The organism is Mariprofundus sp. NF (genome assembly GCF_013387455.1).
In the GTDB taxonomy this organism is placed as follows: Bacteria; Pseudomonadota; Zetaproteobacteria; order Mariprofundales; family Mariprofundaceae; genus Mariprofundus.
The window spans coordinates 229,260-255,700 of the sequence record NZ_VWNC01000004.1 but is presented as its reverse complement, the minus strand read 5'-3'; the positions used below and the strand labels follow the sequence as shown (position 1 = coordinate 255,700).

The 26,441-nt window shown below is 53.3% G+C and carries 23 protein-coding genes and 1 tRNA gene; 4 read left to right on the top strand and 20 right to left on the bottom strand.

Annotated features, from left to right (window positions below; translation table 11 throughout):
• Positions 1-187 precede the first annotated feature (187 nt).
• Positions 188-1,258 carry a 3-deoxy-7-phosphoheptulonate synthase gene (locus F3F96_RS08120; protein WP_370465524.1) on the bottom strand — a complete coding sequence of 357 codons (1,071 nt, stop codon included), beginning with the start codon at positions 1,256-1,258 and terminating at the stop codon, positions 188-190.
• A 172-nt stretch (positions 1,259-1,430) separates the two neighbouring features.
• Here F3F96_RS08120 and F3F96_RS08115 point away from each other — a divergent pair, with 172 nt between their 5' ends.
• Positions 1,431-1,994 carry a hypothetical protein gene (locus F3F96_RS08115; protein WP_176962735.1) on the top strand — a complete coding sequence of 188 codons (564 nt, stop codon included), beginning with the start codon at positions 1,431-1,433 and terminating at the stop codon, positions 1,992-1,994.
• On the opposite strand, the gene yegQ is transcribed toward F3F96_RS08115, so the two are convergent.
• The 14 genes from yegQ to miaB form a co-directional block, all read right to left on the bottom strand.
• Positions 1,978-3,333 (bottom strand): tRNA 5-hydroxyuridine modification protein YegQ, encoded by a 1,356-nt coding sequence (gene yegQ, locus F3F96_RS08110; RefSeq protein ID WP_176962734.1) that lies wholly within the window; start codon positions 3,331-3,333, stop codon positions 1,978-1,980. The two genes, F3F96_RS08115 and yegQ, sit on opposite strands and share 17 nt — an antisense overlap.
• A gap of 3 nt (positions 3,334-3,336) precedes the next feature.
• Positions 3,337-4,599: a TAXI family TRAP transporter solute-binding subunit gene (locus F3F96_RS08105; RefSeq protein WP_176962733.1), complete on the bottom strand. Its 1,263-nt coding sequence runs from the start codon at positions 4,597-4,599 to the stop codon at positions 3,337-3,339.
• A gap of 18 nt (positions 4,600-4,617) precedes the next feature.
• The gene (locus F3F96_RS08100; protein WP_176962732.1) at positions 4,618-5,139 is read right to left on the bottom strand and encodes a histidine phosphatase family protein; all 522 of its coding nucleotides are present in this window, start codon (positions 5,137-5,139) and stop codon (positions 4,618-4,620) included.
• Between the two features lie 101 nt (positions 5,140-5,240).
• Entirely contained in the window at positions 5,241-5,705 is a 465-nt protein-coding gene (locus tag F3F96_RS08095) for a hypothetical protein (protein WP_176962731.1), read from the bottom strand.
• A gap of 59 nt (positions 5,706-5,764) precedes the next feature.
• On the bottom strand, positions 5,765-6,388 hold the full coding sequence (locus tag F3F96_RS08090) for a thiamine phosphate synthase (RefSeq protein ID WP_176962730.1): 624 nt from the start codon (positions 6,386-6,388) through the stop codon (positions 5,765-5,767).
• Between the two features lie 3 nt (positions 6,389-6,391).
• Positions 6,392-6,799: a DUF2782 domain-containing protein gene (locus tag F3F96_RS08085; protein WP_176962729.1), complete on the bottom strand. Its 408-nt coding sequence runs from the start codon at positions 6,797-6,799 to the stop codon at positions 6,392-6,394.
• 62 nt (positions 6,800-6,861) lie between these two features.
• A complete protein-coding gene (locus F3F96_RS08080) occupies positions 6,862-8,829 on the bottom strand; it encodes a bifunctional aldolase/short-chain dehydrogenase (RefSeq protein ID WP_176962728.1) in 1,968 nt (655 codons plus the stop codon).
• 27 nt (positions 8,830-8,856) lie between these two features.
• Positions 8,857-9,375: a Smr/MutS family protein gene (locus F3F96_RS08075; RefSeq protein WP_176962727.1), complete on the bottom strand. Its 519-nt coding sequence runs from the start codon at positions 9,373-9,375 to the stop codon at positions 8,857-8,859.
• Positions 9,376-10,365: an NAD(P)H-dependent glycerol-3-phosphate dehydrogenase gene (locus F3F96_RS08070; protein WP_176962726.1), complete on the bottom strand. Its 990-nt coding sequence runs from the start codon at positions 10,363-10,365 to the stop codon at positions 9,376-9,378. It abuts the gene before it with no gap.
• 25 nt (positions 10,366-10,390) lie between these two features.
• Entirely contained in the window at positions 10,391-11,848 is a 1,458-nt protein-coding gene (lnt, locus tag F3F96_RS08065; RefSeq protein WP_370465522.1) for an apolipoprotein N-acyltransferase, read from the bottom strand.
• Positions 11,841-12,677 carry a hemolysin family protein gene (locus F3F96_RS08060; protein WP_176962725.1) on the bottom strand — a complete coding sequence of 279 codons (837 nt, stop codon included), beginning with the start codon at positions 12,675-12,677 and terminating at the stop codon, positions 11,841-11,843. Before F3F96_RS08060 ends, lnt begins: the two co-directional genes overlap by 8 nt.
• Positions 12,674-13,159, bottom strand: coding sequence for an rRNA maturation RNase YbeY (gene ybeY / locus F3F96_RS08055; protein WP_370465521.1), 486 nt, complete (start codon positions 13,157-13,159; stop codon positions 12,674-12,676). Before ybeY ends, F3F96_RS08060 begins: the two co-directional genes overlap by 4 nt.
• A complete protein-coding gene (locus F3F96_RS08050) occupies positions 13,156-14,109 on the bottom strand; it encodes a PhoH family protein (protein ID WP_176962724.1) in 954 nt (317 codons plus the stop codon). The genes ybeY and F3F96_RS08050 overlap by 4 nt, the downstream gene beginning before the upstream one ends.
• A gap of 15 nt (positions 14,110-14,124) precedes the next feature.
• On the bottom strand, positions 14,125-15,483 hold the full coding sequence (miaB, locus tag F3F96_RS08045) for a tRNA (N6-isopentenyl adenosine(37)-C2)-methylthiotransferase MiaB (protein WP_176962723.1): 1,359 nt from the start codon (positions 15,481-15,483) through the stop codon (positions 14,125-14,127).
• A 101-nt stretch (positions 15,484-15,584) separates the two neighbouring features.
• Here miaB and F3F96_RS08040 point away from each other — a divergent pair, with 101 nt between their 5' ends.
• Positions 15,585-16,709: an HDOD domain-containing protein gene (locus tag F3F96_RS08040; RefSeq protein ID WP_176962722.1), complete on the top strand. Its 1,125-nt coding sequence runs from the start codon at positions 15,585-15,587 to the stop codon at positions 16,707-16,709.
• A 10-nt stretch (positions 16,710-16,719) separates the two neighbouring features.
• Here the strand turns inward: F3F96_RS08040 and F3F96_RS08035 are convergent, their stop codons facing one another.
• The 5 genes from F3F96_RS08035 to F3F96_RS08015 all read right to left on the bottom strand — a co-directional run bounded on the left by F3F96_RS08035 (position 16,720) and on the right by F3F96_RS08015 (position 24,300).
• Positions 16,720-17,574 carry an HDOD domain-containing protein gene (locus F3F96_RS08035; protein WP_176962721.1) on the bottom strand — a complete coding sequence of 285 codons (855 nt, stop codon included), beginning with the start codon at positions 17,572-17,574 and terminating at the stop codon, positions 16,720-16,722.
• Position 17,575: 1 nt separating this feature from the next.
• On the bottom strand, positions 17,576-19,474 hold the full coding sequence (locus tag F3F96_RS08030) for a GspE/PulE family protein (RefSeq protein ID WP_176962720.1): 1,899 nt from the start codon (positions 19,472-19,474) through the stop codon (positions 17,576-17,578).
• Between the two features lie 244 nt (positions 19,475-19,718).
• A complete protein-coding gene (gene smc / locus F3F96_RS08025; RefSeq protein ID WP_176962719.1) occupies positions 19,719-23,192 on the bottom strand; it encodes a chromosome segregation protein SMC in 3,474 nt (1,157 codons plus the stop codon).
• A 149-nt stretch (positions 23,193-23,341) separates the two neighbouring features.
• Positions 23,342-24,028: an ABC transporter permease gene (locus tag F3F96_RS08020; protein ID WP_176962718.1), complete on the bottom strand. Its 687-nt coding sequence runs from the start codon at positions 24,026-24,028 to the stop codon at positions 23,342-23,344.
• Positions 24,029-24,224: 196 nt separating this feature from the next.
• Positions 24,225-24,300: transfer RNA gene (locus F3F96_RS08015), tRNA-Ala, on the bottom strand.
• Positions 24,301-24,386: 86 nt separating this feature from the next.
• Between F3F96_RS08015 and trpE the strand changes: the two genes are divergently transcribed.
• Positions 24,387-25,805 carry an anthranilate synthase component I gene (gene trpE, locus F3F96_RS08010; protein WP_176962717.1) on the top strand — a complete coding sequence of 473 codons (1,419 nt, stop codon included), beginning with the start codon at positions 24,387-24,389 and terminating at the stop codon, positions 25,803-25,805.
• Positions 25,802-26,368 carry an aminodeoxychorismate/anthranilate synthase component II gene (locus tag F3F96_RS08005; protein WP_176962716.1) on the top strand — a complete coding sequence of 189 codons (567 nt, stop codon included), beginning with the start codon at positions 25,802-25,804 and terminating at the stop codon, positions 26,366-26,368. The genes trpE and F3F96_RS08005 overlap by 4 nt, the downstream gene beginning before the upstream one ends.
• The last annotated feature ends 73 nt before the right edge of the window (positions 26,369-26,441 follow it).

The window sequence follows — 26,441 nt, the reverse complement described above, 5'->3', positions numbered from 1 at the left end:
TTCAACCTGTTCGACAATGCTCAATTTAAAGCCCAATGTATAATCACGCTGACTTCGTCTGCGCCTTGCTGTTTCTTCCTTTCCCATAATAAGTCCTTTTTGTGTCAACTTATTTCAGGACGGGACACATTGAATAAAAAAGGCGCAGTTTTCACTGCGCCTTTTTTTAATCTCATTTCACTATCGTTTAAGCGGCGGCTGCAGACCTGCGTTTACGCACCGCTTCAGCCAGCGTATGAAGCAGGGCCTCTGTATCTTCCCAGCCTAGGCAGGCATCGGTAATACTGATACCGAATTCAGGTTTCTCTCCCGCCACAACATTCTGACGCCCTTCATGCAGATGCGACTCAATCATCACACCTGTGATGCAGTGGTTACCGGCTGTTATCTGATCAGCAATATCTGCGCCCACATCGATCTGGCGCTTGAACTGCTTGCTGCTGTTGGCATGACTGCAATCAATCATCAGGCTGCAGGAGAGCTTGGCAGACTGCAGTTCATTGACAGCACGCGCCACACTTGCCGCATCGTAGTTCGGCTCTGTACCGCCACGCAGGATGATATGACAGTCATCATTACCGGCGGTTGAGAAGATTGCAGATTTGCCCTGCTTGGTCAGCGAGATGAAGACATGCGGATGCTTGGCGGCATGCAGTGCATCAATGGCGATCTGGAAACCACCATTGGTACCATTCTTGAAACCAACAGGGCAGGAGAGGCCACTGGCCAGTTCACGATGGCCCTGTGACTCGGTCGTACGCGCACCGATTGCACCCCAACTGACCAGATCAGCCACATATTGCGGCGTGATCAGATCGAGGAATTCAGTGCCGGCAGGTACACCCATCTCGTTGACATCGAGAAGAAGTTTACGGGCCAGACGAATGCCTTTGTTAATCTCGAATGTACCATCGAGATTCGGATCATTGATCAAACCTTTCCAGCCAACGGTAGTGCGTGGCTTCTCAAAGTAGACGCGCATGACAATAAGAAGATCGTCACCCAACTCTTTGCGCATGCGCTGTATATGGACTGCATATTCAAGGGCTGCATCCGGGTTGTGAATGGAGCATGGGCCAACCACTACGAGCAGTCGATCATCCTCACCATGCAGAATCTCATGAATGGCAACACGGGCATCATGGGTGGTACGCGCAGCGGTTTCACTGATCGCATGCTCAGCATGGACCTCTTCCGGCGCAGCAATTTCACTTAAGCCGCTAATGCGAAGATCATCTGTATTGTACTTCATCGCCATAACTGTCAGGCCCCCGAACACCTCTGGTTGTGGCCAGCTTGCACCAACCGCGCGGCAGTATCGCAGAAAATTCACAAAACTGTTAGCCCTGAACCGTTTCCAGTGAACCCATTTGTCTCAGATAGACTATTCAACCATTGAGAATTCGTCGTAATCGGTGGATATTTGCAGCATGTATGACCATAAGTCTGTTATCGCTGCCGAGTTGGCCGAGGATGAGCAACTGCTCTGGAGTGCTCAGCCAAAGCAGGGATTCCTGCTTCATTCTTCAGATCTCTTTTTGATCCCCTTCAGCCTGCTTTGGGGTGGCTTCTCCATCTTCTGGGAGTATCAGGTGATCAGCGGAGATGCACCGCTGCTGATGGCACTGTTCGGTCTGCCATTTGTCTTTATCGGTCTCTACATGATTGCCGGGCGCTTCTATTACGATGCCATACTGCGTCAGAAAACCTTCTATGGCATCACCGATCAGCGCATTATTATCCTTTCCGGCATCCGCACCAAACAGAGTCGATTTATTGCCATCGGCGAGATTGAGAACCTGCAGAAATTTGAGGATCGGGATGGTTCCGGCTCAATCATTCTCGGCTTTGAGGAGATCACCTCCGCCTATCAGAGCGAGATGCTCTTCCCCGGCCAGAGAGAAACCACACCGCGCCTGAAAAACCTGACCAATGCAGGCGAGCCATTTACCATTATCGAAAAACTGCGCAGGGGGATCAGTCCGGCAGATTAACCGCCAGCAGCGCCAGTTCAGCAGGTTTCACCGGTACGGGCATTTTGACCTGATGGCCACTGCCCGGAGCTACATCCATTGGATTGCCGTAACGGGCATCGTTGATTGATTCGACGATAAAGGTGTGGTTGCCATCGGGATTGATCAGTTCAATCGAGTCACCGACTGAGAATTTGTTCTTCACAATCACTTCAGCCATCTTCTTCTCTTCATCATAACCGACCACTTCACCGACAAAACGCTGGCTTAGCCATTGTGAATTGCCGGTTTCATAGTTCTGGGTACCCGATGAACGTTTGCGAGTATAGAAACCATCGGTATAACCGCGACTAGCTAAACCATCGAGCTGGAACATCAGCTTCTCATCAAAGGGCCTGCCTGCCACAGCATCTTCAATGGCTTGGTGATAGGTCTGGGCTGTGCGTGCCACGTAGTAGTGGGATTTGGTGCGGCCTTCGATTTTCAGTGAGTCGATACCGATCTTCACCAGTCGCTCAACATGTTGTACGGCGCGCAGATCTTTGGAGTTCATGATGTAGGTACCATGCTCATCTTCGAATATCGGCATCTGCTCATCAGGGCGGTTGGGTTCAGTCAGGGTATAGACCCTGTCCCCCAAAGGATGACGCTCAACACTTCCGGTATCAGCAAAAGGCTGGGCATTCATGCCATCAAGCACCTGTATGGGGATAATGTCGCCGGAGATATCTTCAGCAGCTTTCTCCATGCCATATTCCCAACGGCAGGCATTGGTGCAAGAGCCCTGATTGGCATCACGATGGTTAAAGTAACCGGAAAGCAGGCAACGCCCTGAATAGGCCATGCAGAGCGCACCATGCACAAACACTTCCAGCTCAATATCCGGGCACTGCTGACGAATCTCTTCCACCTCATCAAGCGAGAGCTCACGGGATAGAATAATCCGCTTCACGCCCACCGACTGCCAGAATTTGACTGCTGCCCAGTTCATTGTGTTGGCCTGCACAGAGAGATGAATTGGCATCTCAGGCCACTTCTCGCGCACCATCATGATCAGGCCGGGGTCGGCCATAATCAACGCGTCTGGTTTCATGTCGATCACTGGCTGCATATGCTCCAGATAGCGCTTGAGCTTGTTGTTGTGCGGCAGAAGGTTGCTGGCAACAAAGAACTGTTTGCCCAGTGCATGTGCTTCATCAATACCTGTTTTCAGGTTTTCCAGCTGAAAATCGTTGTTGCGCACACGTAGCGAATAGCGCGGCTGCCCGGCATAAACGGCATCCGCACCAAAGGCGAAGGCGTAACGCATATTGCGGATGGTGCCTGCCGGAGCCAGCAGTTCAATGGGTCGGTTACTCATTATTTATCCTTCTATTCTTTCGGCAGATTCACGGATCAGGACAAGATGCATGCGCAGGTTGTACAGCTCATCAGAGTAGGAGAGCGGCACATGCACCTTTCTGATCTCAGACTCGATACGATCCAGTTCATCCAACTGTGACTGATCAAAACCACTGCCCAGTGCCTCATCGATACGATTAAGCTCATCATACCAGCGATAGATCCTTGAACGAACCCGCCAGCGGTAGAGCGGTGGCATCACCTTAAACAGTGGTATAAGCAGCGCAATAAATGGCAGCAACATCACCTTCAGACGATCCAGCAATGTGGCTGCCCAGAATGGCAGATAGCGCTGCAGAAATGGCGGGCCGGATTTATAATATCGTGACGCCTCTTTGCTCAATGGCAGTGCCGTATACAACGGTGTTGGAAATTCTCCGGCGGTAGAGAAGAGGCTTCTGCCTCCGTGCACATGGGTGGCCGCCTGCATCAGCAGATCCTGCAGTGCCGGATGCAATGTTTCACTCACCAGCAGTGTAGCCGTAGCTGCCAGCAGTTTCATGTCCTGTTTCGGTTCATTGGTGCCAAGATCAAGTGAACCCTGCGGCAGTGTCAATGCGGAGAGGGTTGCAATGCGCCGGGTATAGGCATCGGCACGACTGAAATTGAGCAGCTTCACATTGGTATTCTGGTTCAATGTCCACACCGCATCAGCGCTTGCTGCTGCAACCAGAAATACAGCATCGATTTTACCACTGTTCAGCGCATCAGCCGCAGCATTTCCAGACAATGGCAGCAAGGTTGCAGTTGACTCATCCACACCATTCTCTTGCAACAACTGCAGCGATAGAACGCGAGTGCCACTGCCTTGCGGCCCTACAGCAATCGATTTCCCCTTCAGCTCATTCAGTGATGTGATGGTAATATCTGCACGCACAAACACCCAGAGCGGCTCATAATACATACTGCCAAGCGAAGAGAGTTTGCTGTTGTCAGGGTCTGCGATGCCGCTCTGTACAAAAGCCACATCGGCCTTGCCCGAGCTTAAAGACTCAACATTTTCAAGTGAACCTGCCGACTCCAGCACAGTGACCGTGATGCCACGCTGTTTCAGATAATCGCGGTAGGCGAGCGCATGGGCATAATAAGCACCCTCTTTCGAGCCTGCAGAAAAGGTCAGTGTATTCGGTGGTGCCGGATCAACAAACTGATAAGCGACCATAAATCCGATTAGCGTCAGAACGACTGCCGGAGTAAACGTTTTTAATTTTTCGCCAATGCCCATGGCGAAACACTCTAGAAGCTATGGCTGCTGTTGCAATGCATCTTCCACAAGCAATCGTTTAGGATAATCAAAATCGAGCAACAGAGCCCGGCTACCGACTTCGTGCCATGAGCTGATATCCATTTCAAGGATGGCCAGACCACAGGTGGGTACGTTATTAATATAGGTTCTGGCCAGCCTGTTGGTCAGCTCTGTAATGCCCGGATTATGGGCCAGGATGATCAACTGCTGCACATGATCTGGAGTCTGACGAATCACTTTGAGCATGGTGCTGGGGCTTGCCAAGTAGAGCTCATCCTTCAGTTCAATATCAGCATGTGCAAAATTGAACTGATCGGCCATCAGATATGCTGTGCTTCTGGTACGCTGTGATGAACTGATTAAAAATGCGTCAGGTTTGAATCCTCTTCTTTTGGCCAGTCGCGCTCCCATATCACTGGCATCACCGCGGCCTCGATCATTGAGGTCCCGATCAAAGTCTCTGGCACTTAGATCATCCCAGCTGGATTTTGCGTGTCGTACAAGAATTAACTGTTTCATCTCTAGAACCCCTTCTTCTCATCCGTAAGAGCGGCCAATGATACAGCCTTGAAAAAAAAGTGTTGTCCCCCAAATGGGGGACAAGCATCCTCGATATGTTATTAAGACTCTTTGTTTGAAAATTCCAGAACCTTCTTATCAAGCCAGGCTTCAGCTTCAGCCATATCCTGAAAAAACGTTGAAAAACCAACGTTTCCCACAGCCCTAGCCCAGAAACCCGGACTGGCGAATGAGCAGCGGTTGATATCCACAATCGCCAGTTGTATGCCCTGCCCTGAAAATATCTCAGACGCCCTGCCCGCCAGAGCATGGGACTCCTGGATCGACATTTTTTTACTAAACTGGAACATCACCACTGCAAAATTCAGGCTGTTAGCCCGACATTCGTCGAATATCCGCTGCCAAAAAGAGTTGGAGTCTCTGAATGCCCAATGACCGTCAAGTTTAACCCTGAGCTGCTGGCCCTCAATATCTATATGCAACCGATAGGGCCGTAACCCGGCTCTGTTGATGGTGGTTATGGTTCTGCTCTGTTTCTTTTTGGGAAAATCATCTGGCTGACTCATAGGAAATAATCCTATCTATTATTTCAATGTGGTCTATCCCCCAAAAGGGGGGACAAGCATCAGCCTTGCTTACCCTGTTGGCGTAAACTGATCGCCGCCAAAGTGGGATCATCTGCAGCCAGGAGAGCGCTGATCACCGCCACCCCATGGCCCTGAATTTCGTGGCAGTTGTCGCCATCAATGCCTCCCAGTGCGATGACTGGAAGTCTGCTCTGAGATACGATATCGATAAACGCGTCAGCACCAAGGTGCTTTGCACCCGGATGAGAGGCCGTGGGAAAAACAGGGGAGAGAAACAGGAAGTCTGCACCATGCTGCTCCGCCATTCTGATCTCAGTGAGAGAGTGGCAGGAGACGGATACTGTTTTATTCGCATCATTGAGCCAGCCACGTATGCCAGGAATATTGCTCATATCACCACTTGCCAGATGCACACCATCAGCATCCACTGCGACTGCAATATCGGCCTGTGTATGGATATAAAGTGCAGCCTCATATGCTGAAGTAAGCTCGCGCAATCTCGATGCCAGCGCCAACAGCTTTGCTGAGCTAAGCTGCTTCTCACGCAGAAGAACAGCGTCCACGCCATGGTCCAGTGTCTTCTCCAGTACAGAGAAAAGCAGATCATCCGGATATCGGCTACTGTCAGTAATCAGGGTCAGCGACGGGATCTTAACCCGCATGGATCAGAACTCTTTTACAACCCAGCTTGGTGGTGAGATAGGTTTACCGCCACCTGGCAGACGACGCTCGAAGGTACCATCACCATCACGGTCATAGAGATAATAGGCTGGCAAACCACCAACTGGCTGCACTTTGATCTTATAGACACGTCCGCGCACAGCATATTCGGTGATTTTGGCACCATCTTTACGCTGATAAGAGCGGACATCGATGGTGGTGTCGTTATCGGCAGTTCCCAGCTCATCACGCAGATTGGGAGCACTCTCTTTCATCTCATCGGCCAGGCCAGGTTCGACAGGGGCTTCAACACCGACCTCAGGCGGCGGCAGGGCCGCATCCTCTTCCGCCAGCGCATGGGAAGAGAGCAATATAGTCAGTGAAACCGGGAGTAGGAGATATCTCATTTTCATGCAAGTACTATAGCGCAGGAATCCGGTTCAGACAGCATTAATTAGTGAGAGCAGCCCCTGTATCAGATAACCCGTTCATTGCCACCGTCAACAGGTAGCTGTGCTCCGGTGGTACAGGCAAACAGATCTCCTGCCATGGCACAGGCCAACTCACCCACATGATGCGAGGTCACCTCACAGCATAAGAGATTATTTCTCTTGTATTGGTCCACGCTCAAACCATAACTGGCTGCACGTTTTTCCAGCACCTCATCCGTCCAGATAGCCGTATCAAAGACTGCATTAGGATGCAGCATATTAACGCGTACACCATCTCTGCCCAACTCAAGGGCTGCCACTCGTCCAAGCTGGGTCAAGCCCGCTTTGGCTACAGAGTAGGCTGATGCTCCGGGGCCCGGTGCCGGCACATTTTTAGAGGCGATAATCACAACTGCCGGATCGATACCCTGTTTCAGATAGGGGATCGCCTCCTGCAACAGCACCTGATGACTGGTCAGATTGAGATTAAGACTCTGCTGCCACACATCCGCATCCATCGCTTCGATCTCACAGCTGACTGGGAAAATGCCTGCATTACTAATCACAATATCAAGCCCGCCGAATCTCCTAACTGCCGACTCAATCGCCCCTTTCAGCAGAGCTCTACTGGTCACATCACAGACCAGACCGAGCAGGTTGGGCGCATTCATATCGATAATTTCCGGATTAATATCCAGCGCCACAACCACAGCACCTTTGACCAGCAAAGAATCGACACAGGCTTTGCCGATGCCACTTGCCGCACCGGTGACCATGGCAACTTTTCCCCTGAGTTCAGGGGCAGAGCCACCCTTCTTCAGTTTTGCCTGCTCAAGCTCCCAGTACTCCAGCTCGAAAATATCTTTCTCAGGCAGTGCCTGCCAGCCACCCAGGGCCTCGGCCCGGCAGATCGCCTGCATCGTATGGCGAGAGATATCGGCGATAATGTCACACTCTCCCGGCGTCGTGCCGAAAGCCACTGCCCCGCAGCCCGGCCAGATTGCCCAGCGCGGGGCCAGATCGAGACAGGTGAGGTCGCTACTGTTATTGCGCTTGAAATAGTTGCGATAATCATCAGCAAAGGAGTCTACGCTGGCAGCCGCATCATCACCCACGATCATGGCAGTGCGTTTGGTGCGAATGACATGATCGGGTGTCAACGGCCCACGCCCGGCAATGGCTGCAACATTGCTACGAGCAGAAAATTGAACGGCCTCAGCATCACTGGTCAGGCGAGCAAGCATGGCAGAGCCACGCACTCTGGATGCCGCCCTGCGCATCGCTGCCATCTGCTGCAGATTTGCTGCATTGGCAGTGGCAGCTGCACTCTCAGTGGCAACATGTTCAGCCAGGTAGACCTCAGCTTTTGAGACCAGATCGATCATGTTTTCGTAACTTTCACGTGCATCATCAGAGAAGGTGAAAACGCCGTGATGCAGCAACACAATACCTTTCAGTTTTGACCAGTTAATACCTGCGGTCAGCTCATAGACCTGACGTGCCAGCACAAAACCCGGCATCACATAGGGCAGAATCAGCACCTCTTCCCCGTAAATCTCCTGCAGCCGCTTTTCTCCACCGGGGCTGTTACTGATTGTCACCACCGCATCAGCATGGGTGTGATCAACAAAGGTTGAGGGGATAATGGCGTGCAGAATGGCCTCAACCGAAGGATTGGGCGCATTAGGATCGGTCATCGCCGCCCGCTGCGCATTGACCATGTCTGAATCGGTCAGCGCCTGCAGTTCTGCCATCTTGTTCAGCACATCCAGCCGAACCGGTGCAAACCCCGCCTTCTCAATCGTGGCCAGATCCCAACCGCTGCCCTTAACATAAAGCACGGTCTCAGACTCTCCGAACAGGTTCACTGCTTCAGCTTTTACCGAGGTATTGCCACCGCCATGCAGCACCAGCGAAGGCTCATGACCCAGCAGGCGCGAGGTGTAAACACGCTGCGCCAACAGATCGCCTTCAAGCTCCTGCGCATCACTCTCATCCCACAGACTTTTCATCTTCCCCTCCGTTGATTGCCAATCGAGCTATACGCTTTGTCTGCGTAACAGTACGAGACAGGCTCCGCCACCGCTTCCCGGCTCTGGAATCGCCGCCAGCACAGCGTAAGCAAAAGGGCCATCGTGCAGCCAGTGGTAGAGAGCCTCTTTGAGAATCGCCTTACCCTGTGAATGCAGGCCGCGCCCATGAATAATGCGCATAGCACGCTGCCCACTCTGCAAGGCAGTTTCAAATGTTAAAGTCAGTTGGCGCAACGCCTCATCGCGTGTTAATCCGTGCAGATCAAGCGTGAGAGCGACAGAGGGATCCCCGCCAGCCAGGCGTCTCAAGCGTTCGCGGGAGACACCATCGGCAACCAGTCGCCACGGATCATCCGTGCGCTCAGGTGAATAGTTCGCGCGCGGACTCATGATCGACCCTGTCGCTGCTTTGACCAGAACCACCCTTTTTCTTCTTTTCAGTGGCTCCGACTCAACCTTATTGGACGGTGCAAGCGGGCGAACCTTGCCCATCGCCTCGGCAAACAGATCATCCTCATCGGCCATCTATTCCGGCCGCTCCGGCCTCGCCATCAACTGCGCCACTGCCTCTTTGATCTCAATTTCTCCAATTAAAATACGGTGGATGCTCTGCATCAGCGGCAGCTCAATATTCAGTTTTTCAGCCAGCTGATTTGCGGCTTTTGCTGTGCGAACACCTTCGACGACCTGACCGATCTCCTCAATGGCTGCTGAACAACTGCTGCCCTTGGCAACAGCAATACCGAACTGGCGATTGCGCGATAGTTCACCTGTACAGGTGAGTACCAGATCACCAAGGCCGGAGAGCCCCATCATCGTCTCCGTGCTGCCACCGCAGGCAACACTCAGACGCGCCATCTCAGAGAGCCCCCGCGTTACAGCTGCCGCCACCGAGTTATGACCAAAACCGAGACCATCAGCCATGCCTGCGGCAATGGCAATGACGTTTTTCAGCGCGCCACCCATGGCCACACCAACAAGATCATCACTGGGGTAGATGCGGAAATTTGTATCATCAAAATATGAAGCTGCTGTAGCAGCCAGCACCAGCGTTTCTGCCGCCATGGTAATGGCTGTTGGCTGACCCTTAGCCACCTCAGCCGCAAAAGAGGGTCCTGAAAGCAGCGCGATACGCGATCTGTCGATATACTTGGCCAGCATCTCATCGCTGCGGATCAATGTCTCCGGATGCAACCCCTTACAGGCGGCGATAACCGGATAATCACCACCGGCCAGTAGCGGCAGATAATCATCCACGGCAATACACGGCAGTGCATAGACGCAGGCATCGATATGTTCGATAGCCGATCCTGTATCTGCTGTGATGCGGATATTATCAGGTAAGGTTATGCCCGGCAGATAGTGGCGATTCTCACGGCTCGATTCGATGGCATTCACCTGCTCATCATCGCGTGCGACCAGCCAGACATCACGTGCACCACTTCGAGCCAGCACCAGCGCCAGCGCCGTTCCCCACGATCCCGCACCCAACACACAAACCTGCTGCCTGCTCATAGACTCTCCTTTTTCATGGATGCACTTATTCACCTTTTCTAAATAACAGAGGAATTACTAACAAAATAAGCAGCCCTAGCAAAGGAGCATCGCCCCAGCGCACATAAGGCGTGATCGCTTCAGAGAGCCTGAACTCACCAACCAGTGCCGTTTTCGTCCACCACGGAGCACTGTTTCTCACCTTGCCATCGGGTCCGATTATCGCCGTCACACCGGTATTGGCAGCACGCAGAAGATAACGGCCGCTCTCCACTGCACGCATGCGAGCCGCCTGAAAATGCTGCCAGGCCGCAGGGGTTGTGCCGTACCATGCATCATTGGTGACATTGACCAAAACCTGGGCGCCGTTCTGCACGCGCAGACGCGTCTGCTCGGGAAAGAGCGATTCATAACAGATCAGTGAACCGTAACGGATACCACGCAGCTGCACTGTACCGGAATCCTCAGCCGGCCTGAAATTGGCGATGGCAGGAACCAGCGCACTCAAATAGGGCACCCACGATGGTACATATTCGCCAAAGGGAACCAGATGCTGTTTGCCGGCAAACGTCCGATGATTGCCAACAGGCTCTTCAGCAAACAGTCCGTTATTGGCCGTATTTTCACCGGTCAGCTTCAACCCGCCAAACAGCAGGGGTACCTGCCAGGTTGTGATCTTGCCACTGAGCCAGCTGTCCCACTCCGGTGCACGTTCGAGAAAGAAGGGGATCGCGGCCTCAGGCCAGATGATTACATCACTCTTCTCAGCGGCCTGTTCAGAGAGCTTGGCATAGCGAAACATGGTCTCATTAAGAAAGGCAGCATCCCATTTCTGATCCTGTGGAATATTGCCCTGAATCAGGGCTGCGTGATAAACCTCTTCACCGGTTGCATCCAAGGGTTGCGGTGCAGCCAGCACCAGCAGAGTGACAACCACAAGGCCACCTGCCCCCCACCTCTTCTCTTCATGGGTGACAAGCAGCAGCAGTGATGCCGCCAGCAGAGCCGGAATAAATGCCAATCCGTAAACACCGAACCACGATGCCCAGCCAATGGCCGGTGTATCAAGCATCAGGGTACCCAGTGCCGTCCATGGCAGGCCGGTAAAAATGTGCCCGCGCAGCCACTCCTCAGCCACAGCGACGGTAGGAAAACTGACCAGTATCCAGTGTGTTCGGCCACCATCTTTGGCAGCAAGCCACGCCCACATCGCTGGCAGCAGTGCCATCACACAACCGACCAGCAGCACACAGAATCCTGCTGCGATCCACGGCAGATGGCCGAAGGTGTGCAGGGTTGGTGCCAACCACCATGCCCCGAAACCAAACCAGCCAAAGCCAAAGGCGAAACCGATGCGAAACGGCGAGCCCTGACAGAGCAGCCATAAAAAACCGGCCAGTGCCGGTATCGCCAGCCAGGCGTAATCAAAGGGGGAAAAGGCAAAAGGCATCAACCCACCCAGAGCCAATGCCAGCAGCATCTGCAGTTTGTGGGAGTTAGCCACCGGAGCTATCGGGCAGATTATCCTGCATACGTACCATGCGTACTTTGGTGATGCGTCGTGGATCGGCCTCTACAATATGAATCTGAAAACCTTCCAGCCTCACCACTTCGCCGACTTTCGGGATACGTGCCAGTCGGTCTGTAAGCCAGCCGCCCACAGTATCGTAATCACCCAGCGGCAGTTTCACGCCAAGTTCTTCACTAAGGTCTTCAATATGCATCAGCGCCAGCACCAGATAGCTACCATCGTCCTGCAGCTGACACTCACCCTCTTCGCCCGCATCACGAATCTCACCAACAATCTCATCAAGCAGATCAGAGAGCATCACAAGACCGGCTGTGCCGCCATACTCATCGAGTACCATGGCAATGTGACACCCCTCATCCCTCATCTCTTCCAGCAGGCCCGATACCTTCTCAAGCTCCAACACCCGCAGGCAGGGGCGCAGAATGGCCGAGAGTTGTGGCGACTCGCCACGCACACGGGCAGCCAGAATATCCTTGGTGTGGACAACACCAAGCACATGATCGATATCTGCTTCAATGACCGGCAGTCGGGTAACCCCATGCTCGATCAAAGCCGCCTCCACCTCTGCAAGAGAAGCATCCACATTCACAGCATGAATCTCAGAACGTGGCACCATCACTTCACGCACGCGGGTATCGTTAAAGGCCACCACCTGCTCCAGCATACTGCGCTGCTCATCCGACTGCACCGCTTCAGCGCGTCCAAGGATTGCCAGCAGCTCATCATCGTTACGCCCCGGGCGCAGGTACTCAATCAAGGATTCGCGCAAACTGAGGGTCCATTTCTGGAATGTGGGGCTCATATACTCTCCGGACTATCTTTCACTTCTGCTGGATATGGATCGTGCAGGCCGATCTTTGACATGACCTGCCGTTCAAGCGTTTGCATCTCATCTGCATCGTCATCATCGATATGATCAAAGCCGAGCAGATGCAGGGTGGCATGCACAATCAGGTGCAGGATGTGATCATCCTGCGACAAATTCAGACGATCTGCCTCAGTAAGGATAAAGGGAACGGCCAGCGCAATATCACCGAGTGACTCGGAGAAATCGAAGCCGGGAGCCTCCTGCATAGGAAAGGAGAGCACATCGGTCACGCTATCTTTGCTGCGCCACGTTGCATTAAGCTCCTGAACCGCTGCATCTGCTGCAAAACGAATACACAGTTCCGGCTTCTGCGCTGAAAAACCGGCAACCTCACAGGCCATCAACACAGCCCTGTCGATACCATCGGGAGCGCTGAACGACGCTTCCAGTTCATCATCAACAACGACTTCGATCACGACTCCTGCTTCTCCATCCCTTCATAGGCATTAACAATCTTCTCAACCAGCTGGTGGCGAACCACATCACTGCTGCTCATGCGTGATATGCCGATATCAGAGACATGCTCCAGCACCTGCAAGGCATGCAACAGACCACTCTGCTGATGGCGTGGCAGATCGATCTGTGTGACATCACCGGTTACCACCATCACCGAACCAAAACCGAGCCGGGTCAGGAACATCTTCATCTGTTCACGGGTCGTATTCTGCGCTTCATCCAGAATCACAAAGGCATCATTAAGGGTACGGCCACGCATGTAAGCAAGCGGAGCCACTTCAATGCGCGTCTGCTCCATCATCGCATTCATCTTCTCCACGCCCAGCATATCAGAGAGGGCATCAAACAGGGGTCGCAGATAGGGATCAACCTTCTGCTGCAGATCACCGGGAAGAAAACCCAGCTTCTCACCAGCCTCCACAGCCGGACGGGTCAGGATAATGCGTTCAACGCGATTACTATTGAGAGCAGCGACCGCAGCAGCGACCGCCAGATAGGTTTTTCCCGATCCTGCCGGACCAACCGCCAGCGAGAGCGTGTTAGACTGAATCGATTTAAGGTAGCTACGCTGGTTGGCTGTTTTGCCGCTGATATGACGGCGCCCGGCGATCAGCACTCCCGTCCCTGCTTCTTTGCCAGCACTATCGGTCACCTGAACATCCTTCAATACACCCTCCACATCAACGTCACTGAGTTCATCCGGCTGGGAAGCGCCCCTTGCAACAAGTCGCAACATCGCTGCGCGCGCAGCTTCAGCCTGCGCACCTTCAATATCCCAGGCACCGGGCTGACCATGAAAGCGCACCTGATAGAACTGCTCAACCCGATTCACGATCCGGTTACCGGCACCGCACAGGCTCTGTAGAGAGATTGCATCACGCGCCTCAAGGCGCAGGGAAACTGCTGTCATCGTTGTATAATGCCTCTAATCGCTGGCAAGAATCAACTCGCCCCTGAGCGACTGGCCATAAGCCTCGGTAATCCGCACCGGCATAATCTGACCAATCAACCGTTTCTGCCCTTTGAAATGAACGATTTTGAAATCGGCAGTGCGCCCGGCCATATCACCGGCATCACGGCTCTCTTTCTCAACCAACACTTCAACCGTTTTACCGATCTGGGCCTGCATGGCTTCTCGCGTCTGCTCACGCGTCAGTGTTAGCAACTGCTGCAGGCGAATATCTTTCACCGCTTCAGGCACACTATCCTCAACCTTGGATGCAGGTGTGCCCGGCCGTGGTGAATACTTGAAACAGAAGGCGGAGCCGTAGTTCACTCTGCGAACCAGATCAAGCGTGGCCTCAAAGTCTTCATCCGTTTCCCCCGGATAACCAACAATGAAATCGGAAGAGAGGGCAATATCGGGGCAGTGCTGACGCAACTCATCAATAATGCGGAAGTAGGTTTCACGATCATGGCTGCGATGCATCACCTTAAGCAGATGATCCGAACCACTCTGTACCGGCAGATGCAGATAAGGCATCAGCTGTGGAATCTCGGCAAAAGCGATACAGAGTTCACTGGTCATCTCCATCGGATGACTGGTAGAGAAACGCAGCCGTTTAAGGCCTGGAAGTTCAGCCACAGCATAGAGCAGCATGGTGAAATCCCACTCCTCTTCATCCGGGCCAGGACCACGATAGGCATTCACATTCTGACCCAGCAGACTGATCTCTACCGCACCACCAGCCAGCAACTGACGACACTCCTCGAGAATATCAGTAACCGGCCGTGAAATTTCAGCTCCACGTGTATAAGGCACCACACAGAAGGTGCAGAACTTGTCACACCCCTCCATGATCGTCACACAACCGGCCGCACCATGACTCTCTGCCTTGGGCAGATGATCAAACTTCTCGATCTCGGGCATATCAATTTCAGTGAGGCAGACGCGATCACGGCGAATCTCTTTGATCATCTCAGGCAGACGATGGTAGGTCTGCGGACCGAACACGATATCGACGTAGGGTGCCCGCTTCTGGATGCGTTCCCCCTCCTGCTGTCCGACACAGCCACCTACCCCGATAATCATATCAGGACGTTTCTCTTTCAGCTTCTTATAACGGCCAAGTTCGGAGTAGACCTTATCCTCCGCCTTCTCACGAACCGAGCAGGTATTCATCAGGACCACATCGGCCTGATCAGGGGTTGCGACAAGCCTGAGGCCATAAGCCTGCTTCATCATATCCGCCATACGGCCGGAGTCGTATTCGTTCATCTGGCAGCCGTATGTTTTAATAAACAGCCTGTCCAGACCTTGTAGTTTTTGGCTCTCTTGTTTCATCAGGCGACGCAGGCTAGAGCGCCGCCATATCCGAGGCAACTTATGGCACTGAATTTGCTCGCAGCAAAGGGTATGCAGTCTCAGGCACCATGGGGGTTTAGATGTCCTGGTTTGGAAAACTATTCGGCAAACGAAACAGTGAAAATGAGCGCAGTGAGAGATCATCTCGCACAACAACCAGAAAATCGATACCAACCCAAACGGTTCAAATCAATGAGTGCCCCCCCAATTCACTGGGAGGTCTGCTCTCCAGCTGCCCCTCTTCACTGTGTAACAGCTCCGCATACGACCTCAGCAAACCGCCCCGCCTTGATGGGCCGATACTCAAGCATCTGCGCTCCAAGATTCATGAGATTCCACCAATGCCGGAGATCTGGCATAAGATTCAGCAGATTCTGGAGCAGCCCGACGCCTCAGCCGGAGAGCTGGGCGCAGTGATCGCACAGGATCCGATCCTTACCGCTCAGATTCTCAAGGTGTGCAACTCATCGGCCTATTCGATTCCCGGAAGCTCTGAGATCAGCAACATCCCCCTGGCCATTGCCCGGCTTGGACTGGATGAGACCAGCAATGTCATCTTTAACTGCCTTGCACCTGAACTGGGGCAGAATGAGAATATGCGTCAGCAGGTTCGTTATATCTGGATGCACTGCCAGTCGATCTCCAGCCTCACCCGTCTGCTGGCTGAGTCATGTCAGAAACTTGAGCGTCACGATGCCAGCCTGATCGGCATGTTACATGATATCGGTAAACTGGTGATTCTGAATCTTGAGTCGGATGAGAAACTTACTCAGTTAAAGGCTGCCATTGATTCCGGCACTGACGCCCTGCAGGCTGAATATGAGCAGCTGGGTTACACCCATATTGATGCAGGTGTGATCCTCGCCCTGCACTGGCAGCTGCCGAAAAAGGTGCAGCATTTTATCTCATACCACCACCACACAGGCAGCCTGCCCGTATCCTCAATCCCGAGAGAGCTGCAGCACGCCATGATGGCGCTGAACCTGGCCCATCTCATATTCGAACATTTCACTAAAGGTGAATCGATCATGGCCAGCGAACTGGTTTGGAGCGCTCACTGCTGCGGTTTTGCCAGAATCAATGAGTCATTTATTAGCGATGAACTACGATTGCCAATCGAAAGCGCAGCATTCTACCGCCAGCTTGAGGGTGAGGTTTCACGCATCAAGCTCAGCTTCGCGGATCTCTTTCAGGCAGCTGAATAGGGGAGTCCGATCAACCGATCTGGCTGAATATCTGCTCCAGCTCAGCCACGCCATCCTCAAGCTCCACCTCAACAGCGGCCAGATGTGTCTCATTCACACTCAATCTGCGCATTGGTGGATAGTGCAGCGCATCAATGCCTTCCGGCACGTCATCAAAGGGTAACGAATGGCCTGTAGAGTCGAGCATAAACTGCACGGCATCAATCAGATCAATCAGATTCTCACGTGGCCTATCATCAGCCTCAACGCCATGGTGTGATGCCAGTGAGATAAAAGCATCAGGCATCTCCCAGTAGGTAAGCAGGCGACCGCCCATCTCGCGATGCAGCTGTTTCAAGATCACCGTCTGCTCTTCAGGGGCACACTTGATGATCTCATCAGGTACGGCACAGATAATGGCCGAGACACCCACATCAAACAGCATACCACCAAGAAAGGCCTCTTCAGGGTCGACAGTGCGCGTCAAACGGGCCAGATGCTGAGCCGCAGTGGCCACAAGCAGGGCATGGCGGGTGCAGTCACGAAGCACGCCTTGAAGCTGCCTGTTTTTTACCGCCAGATGCACCTGACTGGAGATCGCAGTCAACAGTTGCAGTGTCCTGCGCCCACCCAGTCGCTGAATCGCCATGGGGAGGTTACGGATCTCTGCACCGCCTGCTCTAAAGCGGGCTGAGTTGGCGATGCGCAGCACAGTCGTCGACAGTGTTGAATCTTTTGCCACCACCTTGGCAATATCGGCTGCGCCCCTGTCTTCGTCATTGACGATTTTGCGCACCTCCATCACCGCTTCAGGCAGTACCGGCAGCTTGGCATCGCCTTGTCGAAAGCGCAGTCGAATCTCTTCAGCCAGTTGAAATGCGTCCATTTTATTCCCCATGTCCCATTAATCGGTAAATATCTTCTACTGAGCGTGTAGAGAGTGAACGCGGTGCAATGCGGTAAACCTCTTCAGCCGTGGTCAGCCCAAGCAGCACCTTGTACATACCATCCTCCATCAGAGAGAGAAGGTTGGTGGTCTCACAGCTGATCTGTCGAATATCATGCGAACTTTTACGTGCCAGAATTGCCTCACGCACATCCTCATTGAGTACCAGCAGCTCATGCAGTGCAGTACGCCCGTGATAACCGGTACCATAACAGGTGCCACAGCCGGTACCGCGATAAAATGTATTGGTGCGCAAGGTCTCATCATCAATACCGATCAGGTTGGCGATACGTTTGTTGGGCATATAAGCCTGCCTGCACTCCGGACAGATGGTGCGAATCAGGCGCTGAGCCAGAATACTGACCACGGTAGATGAGATCAGGAAAGTCTCAATACCCATATCGATCAGTCGCAACAATCCACCGATGGAATCCTCGGTATGAAATGTTGTCAGCACCTTATGGCCGGTCAGCGCCGCCTGCACAGCCACCTGAGCTGAAGGGCGGTCCCGCACCTCACCCATAACAATAATATCGGGGTCCTGACGCATCATCGCTTTCAGCGACTGATCAAATGAGCGGCCTGCAGTCGCATCCACCGAGCACTGCATAATACCCGGTACGATAAATTCTACCGGATCTTCCACCGTAATGATTTTGGTTGTCGGGCGATTCAGGTAGTCAACAGCCGCATAGAGTGTGGATGTTTTACCTGAACCTGTCGGCCCGGTAATCAATACCACGCCGGTCGGCACATCCAGCGCTTCATGTTTGAAGCGATCAAGTACACCGCGACTCATGCTTATCTGTTCAATATTTTTGATGCCACCTGAGCTGCGCAGGATACGCATCACCATATTCTCGCCATAGATCGTTACATAGGTGGATACTCGATAATCCGCCCTGACATTGCTCACTTCGCGGGTAAAACGGCCATCCTGATGGCGACGGCTATCGGAGATATCCATCTCTGCCAACACCTTCAGGCGAGCCAGCACACGCTGTGAGAGTTCCGATGGCAGGTCCATCTTATGGATCAGCACACCATCGAGACGGAAACGCACCCGGGCTAAACCATCCATCGGCTCAATATGAATATCACTGGCGTGATCACGGATAGCAGACAGCAGGATACTATCAACCACATCAGCGACCTGATCCTTGGCTTCTCCCCCCTTGCCACCGGCTGATTCAAGTTTACTGAGCAGCGAGAGGATCGCACTTTCCGCAGCAATCGAGACCACCGCCTTTTTCTGCATCCGCTTTTCAATCTCGGCAATCGCCGTATTGTTCAGTGGATTGGCTGTAGCAATCGAAACCTTACTACCGCTCGCCTCATAGGGAACGGTCAGATGCATGCGCATGAACTTGATAGCAAACTGGGTAAGTACCATACGATCTGCGGTATCAATATCGAGATGAATCAGTGGCATCGCCAGCTGCTCTGAGAGCGCCTGAGCAAGCTGACGATCTTCAATCAAACCCATCTCTCGAATCACTGCACCGATACGTTTGCCCGGAGAGGTTGCCAGTTTTTTCTCTGCCTGTTGCAGCTGCTGCAGGGTGATATAACCCAGCTCGCAGATCAGTTCGCCAATGCGGAACTCTCTGCCATGTTTGCGGATAATACGGCGGTGTTCACCTTCGGTAAGCATGCCCAACTCAGTGAGGATGGTGGATACAAGCTTACTGCTGCCCAGCTTCTCCTGTACGCGCATCGCTTTTTTGACATCGGCAACCGTCATCACCCCATCCTGAATCAGGATAACTGCAAACTGGCCGCCGGGGCGCTCTTTCAAGCCCGGTATTGCGATCTCTTCTGATTGTGGGGAATCCGGCATGCATCCTCCTGCCTAAACAGCTCGGTTATTGAGCAGGTTTCATGCCAGTTTTATTGATCCGAATCATTGCATCCATGCAATGATTCTCTACGCAAAGCCAAAAGCGTGGTTTTGGCTCTGCTCACAATATCCTCGATCGGATATTGGCGCGTCGCTACTGCCACGCTTCCGGCAATGACCTGTCAATTTCGCTGATCTGAACTGTTTAGTTTCTACCCCATATTGCTGCGGTCAAAAACAGGGCCTAGTGCGGAATAGCTTCCATATCGACGGCAACAATCTTGGATACGCCCGGCTCTGGCATCGATACGCCGATCAGGCGATCTGCCTGCTGCATGGTGATTTTATTGTGCGAAATAGAGAGGAACTGCACCCGATCCGAGAGTTCGCGCACCATCTCACCAAAGCGAGCCACATTGGCATCATCAAGCGGCGCATCCACCTCATCCAATACACAGAATGGTGCCGGTTTAATCTTGAATATCGAGAATACCAGAGCCACTGCAGTCAATGCCTTTTCGCCACCTGAAAGCAGCGTGACATCCTGCAGCCGTTTACCCGGCGGCTGAGCAATCACCTCAACACCTGCGGTAAGAACATCATCGGAGTCCAGACGCAGCTCGGCACGGCCTCCGCCAAAGAGCTGTGGGAAGGTCTGTTTAAAGTAGGCGTTGGTCTGCTCAAACACCTCAAGGAAACGCTGGCGAGTGGTCCTGTCGATACGGGTGATAGTATCGTTGAGTGTTGCCAGACTCGCTTCCAGATCTGCAGCCTGGTCAGAGAGGAACACCTCCCGCTCACTGGCCTGCTCAAACTCATCAATGGCCATCAGATTGACCGGACCGAACCGCTCCAGACGATCTCCCAGTTCATGGCTGCGGGCTATCATCACCTCTGCATCTTCAAGATCATCCATACTATCAATGCGCTTAAGCAATTCAGCTGCTGATGCCTGACAACGATTCTCAATCTCCGCTTCGAGATCCTGCATGCGTGTTGCATCCTGAGCCTGTGAAAGCTCAATGGACTGGCGCTGCTCTCCAGCCAGTTGCAGCTGCTGGCGCGCCTGACGCTCACTACGCTCAGCCTCATGCTGAGACTGCTGAAGTTCATGCCCTTTCTGGCGAATGGCGTTCATTTCCTGGTGTTTCTTCTCCACCTCTTCAGCCGCAGTAGCCAGCTGCTCATCCAGATCACTATGCGCACGAACCTTGGCCAATTCAGCCTCGGCATGAGAGAGACGTAGCGTGTCTGACTCGATCTGACCGGTTAATCGCGAACGCTCCTGCGTTAGCCGTTCACACTCACGGCGCATATTATCCTGCGCCTGAGCAAACAGGGCCAGCGACTGCTCGGCCTGTGCTAAACCTGTACGCGCCTGATTGAGCGATTCTTCAGATCTGGCAACTGCACTGTTCTGCTCATCAAGCGATTGGCGTGCCAGATCAAGGGCTTCCTGATCCACGCCACCAGCCTGATCCAACTGCTGCTGCCAGTGTTTACGCTCTTCAGCTGCCTCCTGGATATCGCCCTGCAGACGCTGCTGGCGCTCGTTAAGAGATATCTGTTCTGATTTTGCGCGAGAAAGTTCAGCCTGAGATTTATGCCAGTCGCCTTCGGTTCTTGTCACCTCAATATGGGCCTGCTGCCAATCCTTCTGCTGCAGCTCCAGAACTGTTTCTGCCTCGGCAAATGTTTCGGATACTGCTAGCAGAGCCACTTCAGCCTGAGCCAGCTCACCTTCAGCATCGCGAAGTTTGCGCTGTGTGGCCAGTCGATTTGCTGTTCTGTTGCCCGCCGGTGGCACCAGCCAACCTTCCGGCTCATAACGCCAGCCATCACGACTGACACACTGGCCGCCACTGCCAAAACCCTGATCAATCGTATCGACCAGTCTGATCGGGGCAAATAGATCATAAAGTGGATGCCTGGCATCCACTCCGATGGCATCAGCAAGCGAGCTTGCGGCAACCGCCTGAGCAGTGCTGCCTTTACCGGCAAACAGGGCAATCGGAGCGGTGGCTGAACGAGCTAACGTCTCTCGCCAGCTGTTCAGATCTGCATCAACAGGGATACGTGCATCGGCAGAGCGTCCGCGCAGCGCAGCAGCCACCGCAGCCTCCAGCCCCTCAGGCACATTCAGTGATTCATCAACCCAAATGCCACCCGATGCTCTCAGACCATCACGCAGATCATCAGGTACATCCTGATTTTTGGTGCGTCCGCGTAGCTCCTGTACTGAGCCTTTTAACTCACGAACTGCTGACTCCTGCTGAGCCAGCGCCTGCGCCGCATTTTCCCGGCTAATTCTGCTCTGATCCAGAGATTCCTGAGCTGATGCAACATGGGTTTCGGCACTGCGGTAAGCCTGTTCACTGGTTACCAGAAGCTGCTCAGCCTCTCCCAGAAGCGAACTGTTACTACCAATCTGGGTATCTATCTCACGCAACTGGTTTGCCAAATGCACTTCACGTTCACTCAAACGAAGCAGTGCGGCCTCAGCTTTGTCCCGCTGCTGCCGGGCCTGCTCACCGCTATGACGTAAGCGCTCATATTCAGAGAGAGAGCTGTCACGCTGCAAACCCTGCTGCTGAAAGCTCAGCTGCGCCTGCTCCAGGCTTGTGGCGGCCATCGATTTGAGTGACTGCAGTTCGGAGTCATCCTGATCAGCAAGGCGCTGCTCAGCCATCGCCAACTCTTCACAAATGCGACCACTGAATTGAGTAGCCTCCTCGATGCGCGAGTTCAGTGCCGCTTTGCGCTCTGTAAACAGACGCCGTTCACCGGCAATGCGTTCAGCCTGCTGCTGCAGGTCAGCACGGCGGCGTTCAGCCTCGCGCAACTGATCCTGCAACGACTGCGCTTCATCCTCATGGGCAACAACCTGTTCCCGCCGCTCTGCAACCACCTTCTCAAATGCAGTCAACTGCTGGGCCGCTTCATCTTCTGTTGAACGCGCCTGTTTCATACGCTGCTCAATGGCGATAAATCCCTCTTTCAGATTGCGATAGCGCAAACCAAGGCTGACCGACTGCAGATGCGTAAATTCATCCTGCAATGTCTTGAAGCGCTCTGCGCGTGATGCCTGCTGTTTCAGGCTGCGGCACTGACTACGCACCTCCTCCAGCAGATCGAGCACGCGATCGAGATTCTGCTGTGTGTCTTTCATACGACGACTGGCTTCTTTACGACGGGAGCGGTATTTCATCACCCCTGCCGCCTCTTCGAAGATGACACGCCGCTCTTCCGGTTTGGCGGTTACCATGCGGGCAATCGAGCCCTGCTCAACGATGGCGTAGGCGCGGGTGGAGATACCGGTATCAAGGAACAGATCAACAATATCCTTGAGGCGCACCATTTTGCCGTTGATGAAGGCATCTGAACCACCATCGCGGGTCAGGCGGCGGCGAATACTGATCTCATTCAACTCATGATAGGGCGTGGCCAGGGTGCCTCTTTGAATGGAGAAGGTAAGCTCCACATCACAGACCGCCACGGGCGGACGAGAATCAGAGCCCTGAAAGATAAGATCATCCATGACGCCGCCACGCAGATGTTTTGCCGAGTGTTCACCCAGCACCCAGCGCAACGCGTCAACAATGTTTGATTTACCACAACCGTTAGGCCCGACAATGGCAGTAATGCCCTGATCCAGATCGATCTTGGTCGGATCAACAAATGATTTGAAACCAGCCAGCTCAATGCGCTTCAGCCGCATCTGGAAATCACCTGCCACACACTAACGTCTGTAGTTCTCCTCTCCCGTCTCATAAGCCACAGAGTCGCAGGAAAAGGCGATCACATCAAGCAGTGAGAAGAGAGAAGTCAAATCAACGACCTGCCTCTTAACACTTGGCATCTAACGCCTTACGCCTCACGCTTATTCAGATGATTCATCATCAGAAAAGTAATCAGACAGGCTGTAAAACTGGAGGTCACAACCATGTAGAGCACAATCAGTTGCGCTACTGCGGCATCAATTGCCGATGCTCCCGCCAGTACCATGCCAACAAAGATGCCCGGCATATGCACAAGCCCCACCACGCGCAGCGTATCAATGGTTGGAATCATAGCTGTTTTCAGGCCATCACCCATTTCGCCGCCTGATTTCAGGCGTGAAAACATAATGGAGATCGCATTCATGCCATTGGCAGCAATCATACTGCCCAGTGGTACCAATGTTCGAGTGTCATCAGAGATGGCGCTGGTCACTGCCAGCCACGGCAGCGTAACAAGGCAGGCACATATCAAACCGATTGCGCAAGCTAACCATGTGGCGCGTCCACCATCATGATGAGAGGCGCTGTTATGACCGGCAAGAATACAGAACCCTGCAATCAGCGCGGCCTGTGCCAGATGCGACTGGATATCAAATATCCAGTGTAATACAAATGCCAGCGCCAGCAGCTGCAGCAATCCACGTCCGGAGGCGAACAGCATCTTGCGTGATAGCCCTAAACCCTCTCGCTTGGCCCAATAGGCGACACCGGCAAGCAGCAACCAGGCGGCAAAGAGCTTAATCAGCGTATCAGCAATATTCGCATCAAAATCCATTGACCGATTCGAATGCATCCACACCTTTAATGCAATGGAAATTGCTCAGTTGAAACAGCGGTGAAAAACCATGAATTGGGGATAGCCCGATAAAGGGAGAAAATATAACCTTCGCGACAATGAATATTTCACAGCACATCAGCTCAGAAAAACAGGAGCATAAAAAAACCGGACACAATGTGCCCGGTTTTCAATATGGTGGAGCCAAGCGGGATCGAACCGCTGACCTCCACACTGCCAGTGTGGCGCTCTCCCAGCTGAGCTATGGCCCCGTTTCCTCGCAAACAGGTTATCTCTCCTGTCCCGAAGGCGGCGCATTTCGCCATAGTAGGGTAACCTTGTCAATATGAGCGCGACTATGAAACTTTTCCGACGCACACTTTCAGCCGACTGTCTGACCCCGCCGGGCCTGTTTTCTCGCCTCGTAAATCGTGGTGACTGCTTTATGTTTGAATCCGCCGAAGGCGGCGAACAGTGGGGCCGCTACAGCATTCTCGGCATCAGCCCTGCATGTCGCGCCACATCAAATGGTGACACGACGCATCTGCTCTACCGTGATGGCAGCGAAGATACTTTTGAAGGTGGCATCCTCGACTGGCTGCGTGATTTTGTACTGCATCAGGAGTTTATTCCTGAAGACGACCTGCCGTTTGCCGGTGGTGCCGTTGGTTATTTCGGTTACCAGATTGTCTCCCGGTTTGAAGATATCCCTGCCGACCTTCCCGATCCGGTTGGTGCGCCTGAATCAGCCTATCTGCTGGTCGATCGCTTTATGGTCTTCGACAACCTCAAAGGCACACTGACCTGCTGTGTTCGCCTGCCGGAGAGTGAGAGCGAAGAGGCAGAGAGTGTCCTCAATCGCATGGAAGCCAGTATTTATGAGGGTGAAACGGCGCAGGTGCTGAAACTCGATGCCGACACCACGCTTACAGAGCCACCAGTAGCGCAGACCACACAGGCCGATTTTGAGGCAGCAGTATCCAAAGCCCGTGAATACATCCTTGCCGGTGATATTTTTCAGGTGGTATTGAGTCAGCGTTTCTCCAAAAAGCTGACCTGCGCCCCCTTTGATGTCTATCGCGCCGTACGCCATATCAACCCATCGCCCTATCTCTTCTACCTGCATATTGGCGACACTATTCTGGTGGGTTCATCACCAGAGATTCTGGTGCGTCGTGAAATGGATAAAGCGGTGGTTCGCCCGATTGCCGGCACACGGCCACGTGGAAGAACTATGGCAGAAGACAAAGCCCTGGAAGAGGACCTACTGGCCGATGCCAAGGAGCTGGCTGAACATGTAATGCTGGTTGATTTGGGTCGCAACGATCTGGGACGCGTTTGTGAATACGGCTCGGTTTCGCTGACTGAGTCGATGAGCATTGAGCGCTACTCACACGTGATGCATATCGTTTCGCAGGTAGAGGGTAATTTGAAAGAAGATGCCGACAGCCTCGATCTGCTTGAGGCCACGTTCCCCGCAGGTACTGTTTCCGGCGCACCGAAAGTGCGCGCCATGCAGATCATTCACGAACTGGAACCTGTGGCACGCGGCCCCTATGCCGGCACGGTTGGTTATATCGGTTTCGGTGGCCAGCGTCTGGACACCGCTATCGCGATTCGTACAGCTGTGATCCACAATGGCGAAATTCATATTCAGGCGGGTGCAGGCATCGTTGCTGATTCAGTCCCTGAGCGTGAACATACCGAGTGCGTTAATAAAGCTACAGCCATGTTCCGCGCCGTTGCACTGGCCGAAGCACAAGGCAGGGAACCATGATCCTCGTTATCGACAACTACGATTCATTCACCTTCAATCTGGTGCAATATCTTGGCGAACTGGGTGAAGAGCCACTGGTCTACCGTAACGATAAAATCAGCCTGGATGAGATTGCCGCGTTAAAACCGGACCACATTCTCGTCTCTCCCGGCCCCTGTACGCCACATGAAGCGGGTATCTCTATGGATGTGATTCGCCGCTTTTCAGGTTTGATCCCGATACTCGGAGTCTGTCTCGGTCACCAGTCCATGTCAGCAGTGTTCGGCGGTCAGGTTATTCGTGCCCCACGCCTGATGCATGGCAAGACCAGTCCGATTGAACATGATGGAGAAGGTGTTTTTAAAGGGCTACCATCGCCATTTACCGCGACGCGCTACCACTCTCTGATTGTGCCTGAACCCCTGCCAGAGTGCCTGATCAAAACGGCCTGGACCAAAGAGGGGGAGCTGATGGGACTGCGTCACCGTGAGCACCCGACCTTCGGTGTACAGTTTCACCCGGAGTCCATCCTCACCGAACACGGCCACCAGATGCTTAAAAACTTCCTTGAGGCGGAGGCCTGATGATTTCACCGCGAAGGACGCAAAGGGGCGCAAAGGGAAATCCGACAATCCGCCCAGTCATCGGCAGGTCAGC

Bases quoted from the DNA above. Each gene is read 5' to 3' on its own strand.
- F3F96_RS08120 (WP_370465524.1), bottom strand. From the start codon at position 1,258: ATGGCGATGAAGTACAATACAGATGATCTTCGCATTAGCGGCTTAAGT.
- F3F96_RS08115 (WP_176962735.1), top strand. From the start codon at position 1,431: ATGTATGACCATAAGTCTGTTATCGCTGCCGAGTTGGCCGAGGATGAG.
- yegQ (WP_176962734.1), bottom strand. From the start codon at position 3,333: ATGAGTAACCGACCCATTGAACTGCTGGCTCCGGCAGGCACCATCCGC.
- F3F96_RS08105 (WP_176962733.1), bottom strand. From the start codon at position 4,599: ATGGGCATTGGCGAAAAATTAAAAACGTTTACTCCGGCAGTCGTTCTG.
- F3F96_RS08100 (WP_176962732.1), bottom strand. From the start codon at position 5,139: ATGAAACAGTTAATTCTTGTACGACACGCAAAATCCAGCTGGGATGAT.
- F3F96_RS08095 (WP_176962731.1), bottom strand. From the start codon at position 5,705: ATGAGTCAGCCAGATGATTTTCCCAAAAAGAAACAGAGCAGAACCATA.
- F3F96_RS08090 (WP_176962730.1), bottom strand. From the start codon at position 6,388: ATGCGGGTTAAGATCCCGTCGCTGACCCTGATTACTGACAGTAGCCGA.
- F3F96_RS08085 (WP_176962729.1), bottom strand. From the start codon at position 6,799: ATGAAAATGAGATATCTCCTACTCCCGGTTTCACTGACTATATTGCTC.
- F3F96_RS08080 (WP_176962728.1), bottom strand. From the start codon at position 8,829: ATGAAAAGTCTGTGGGATGAGAGTGATGCGCAGGAGCTTGAAGGCGAT.
- F3F96_RS08075 (WP_176962727.1), bottom strand. From the start codon at position 9,375: ATGGCCGATGAGGATGATCTGTTTGCCGAGGCGATGGGCAAGGTTCGC.
- F3F96_RS08070 (WP_176962726.1), bottom strand. From the start codon at position 10,365: ATGAGCAGGCAGCAGGTTTGTGTGTTGGGTGCGGGATCGTGGGGAACG.
- F3F96_RS08060 (WP_176962725.1), bottom strand. From the start codon at position 12,677: ATGAGCCCCACATTCCAGAAATGGACCCTCAGTTTGCGCGAATCCTTG.
- F3F96_RS08050 (WP_176962724.1), bottom strand. From the start codon at position 14,109: ATGACAGCAGTTTCCCTGCGCCTTGAGGCGCGTGATGCAATCTCTCTA.
- miaB (WP_176962723.1), bottom strand. From the start codon at position 15,483: ATGAAACAAGAGAGCCAAAAACTACAAGGTCTGGACAGGCTGTTTATT.
- F3F96_RS08040 (WP_176962722.1), top strand. From the start codon at position 15,585: ATGTCCTGGTTTGGAAAACTATTCGGCAAACGAAACAGTGAAAATGAG.
- F3F96_RS08035 (WP_176962721.1), bottom strand. From the start codon at position 17,574: ATGGACGCATTTCAACTGGCTGAAGAGATTCGACTGCGCTTTCGACAA.
- F3F96_RS08030 (WP_176962720.1), bottom strand. From the start codon at position 19,474: ATGCCGGATTCCCCACAATCAGAAGAGATCGCAATACCGGGCTTGAAA.
- smc (WP_176962719.1), bottom strand. From the start codon at position 23,192: ATGCGGCTGAAGCGCATTGAGCTGGCTGGTTTCAAATCATTTGTTGAT.
- F3F96_RS08020 (WP_176962718.1), bottom strand. From the start codon at position 24,028: ATGGATTTTGATGCGAATATTGCTGATACGCTGATTAAGCTCTTTGCC.
- trpE (WP_176962717.1), top strand. From the start codon at position 24,387: ATGAAACTTTTCCGACGCACACTTTCAGCCGACTGTCTGACCCCGCCG.
- F3F96_RS08005 (WP_176962716.1), top strand. From the start codon at position 25,802: ATGATCCTCGTTATCGACAACTACGATTCATTCACCTTCAATCTGGTG.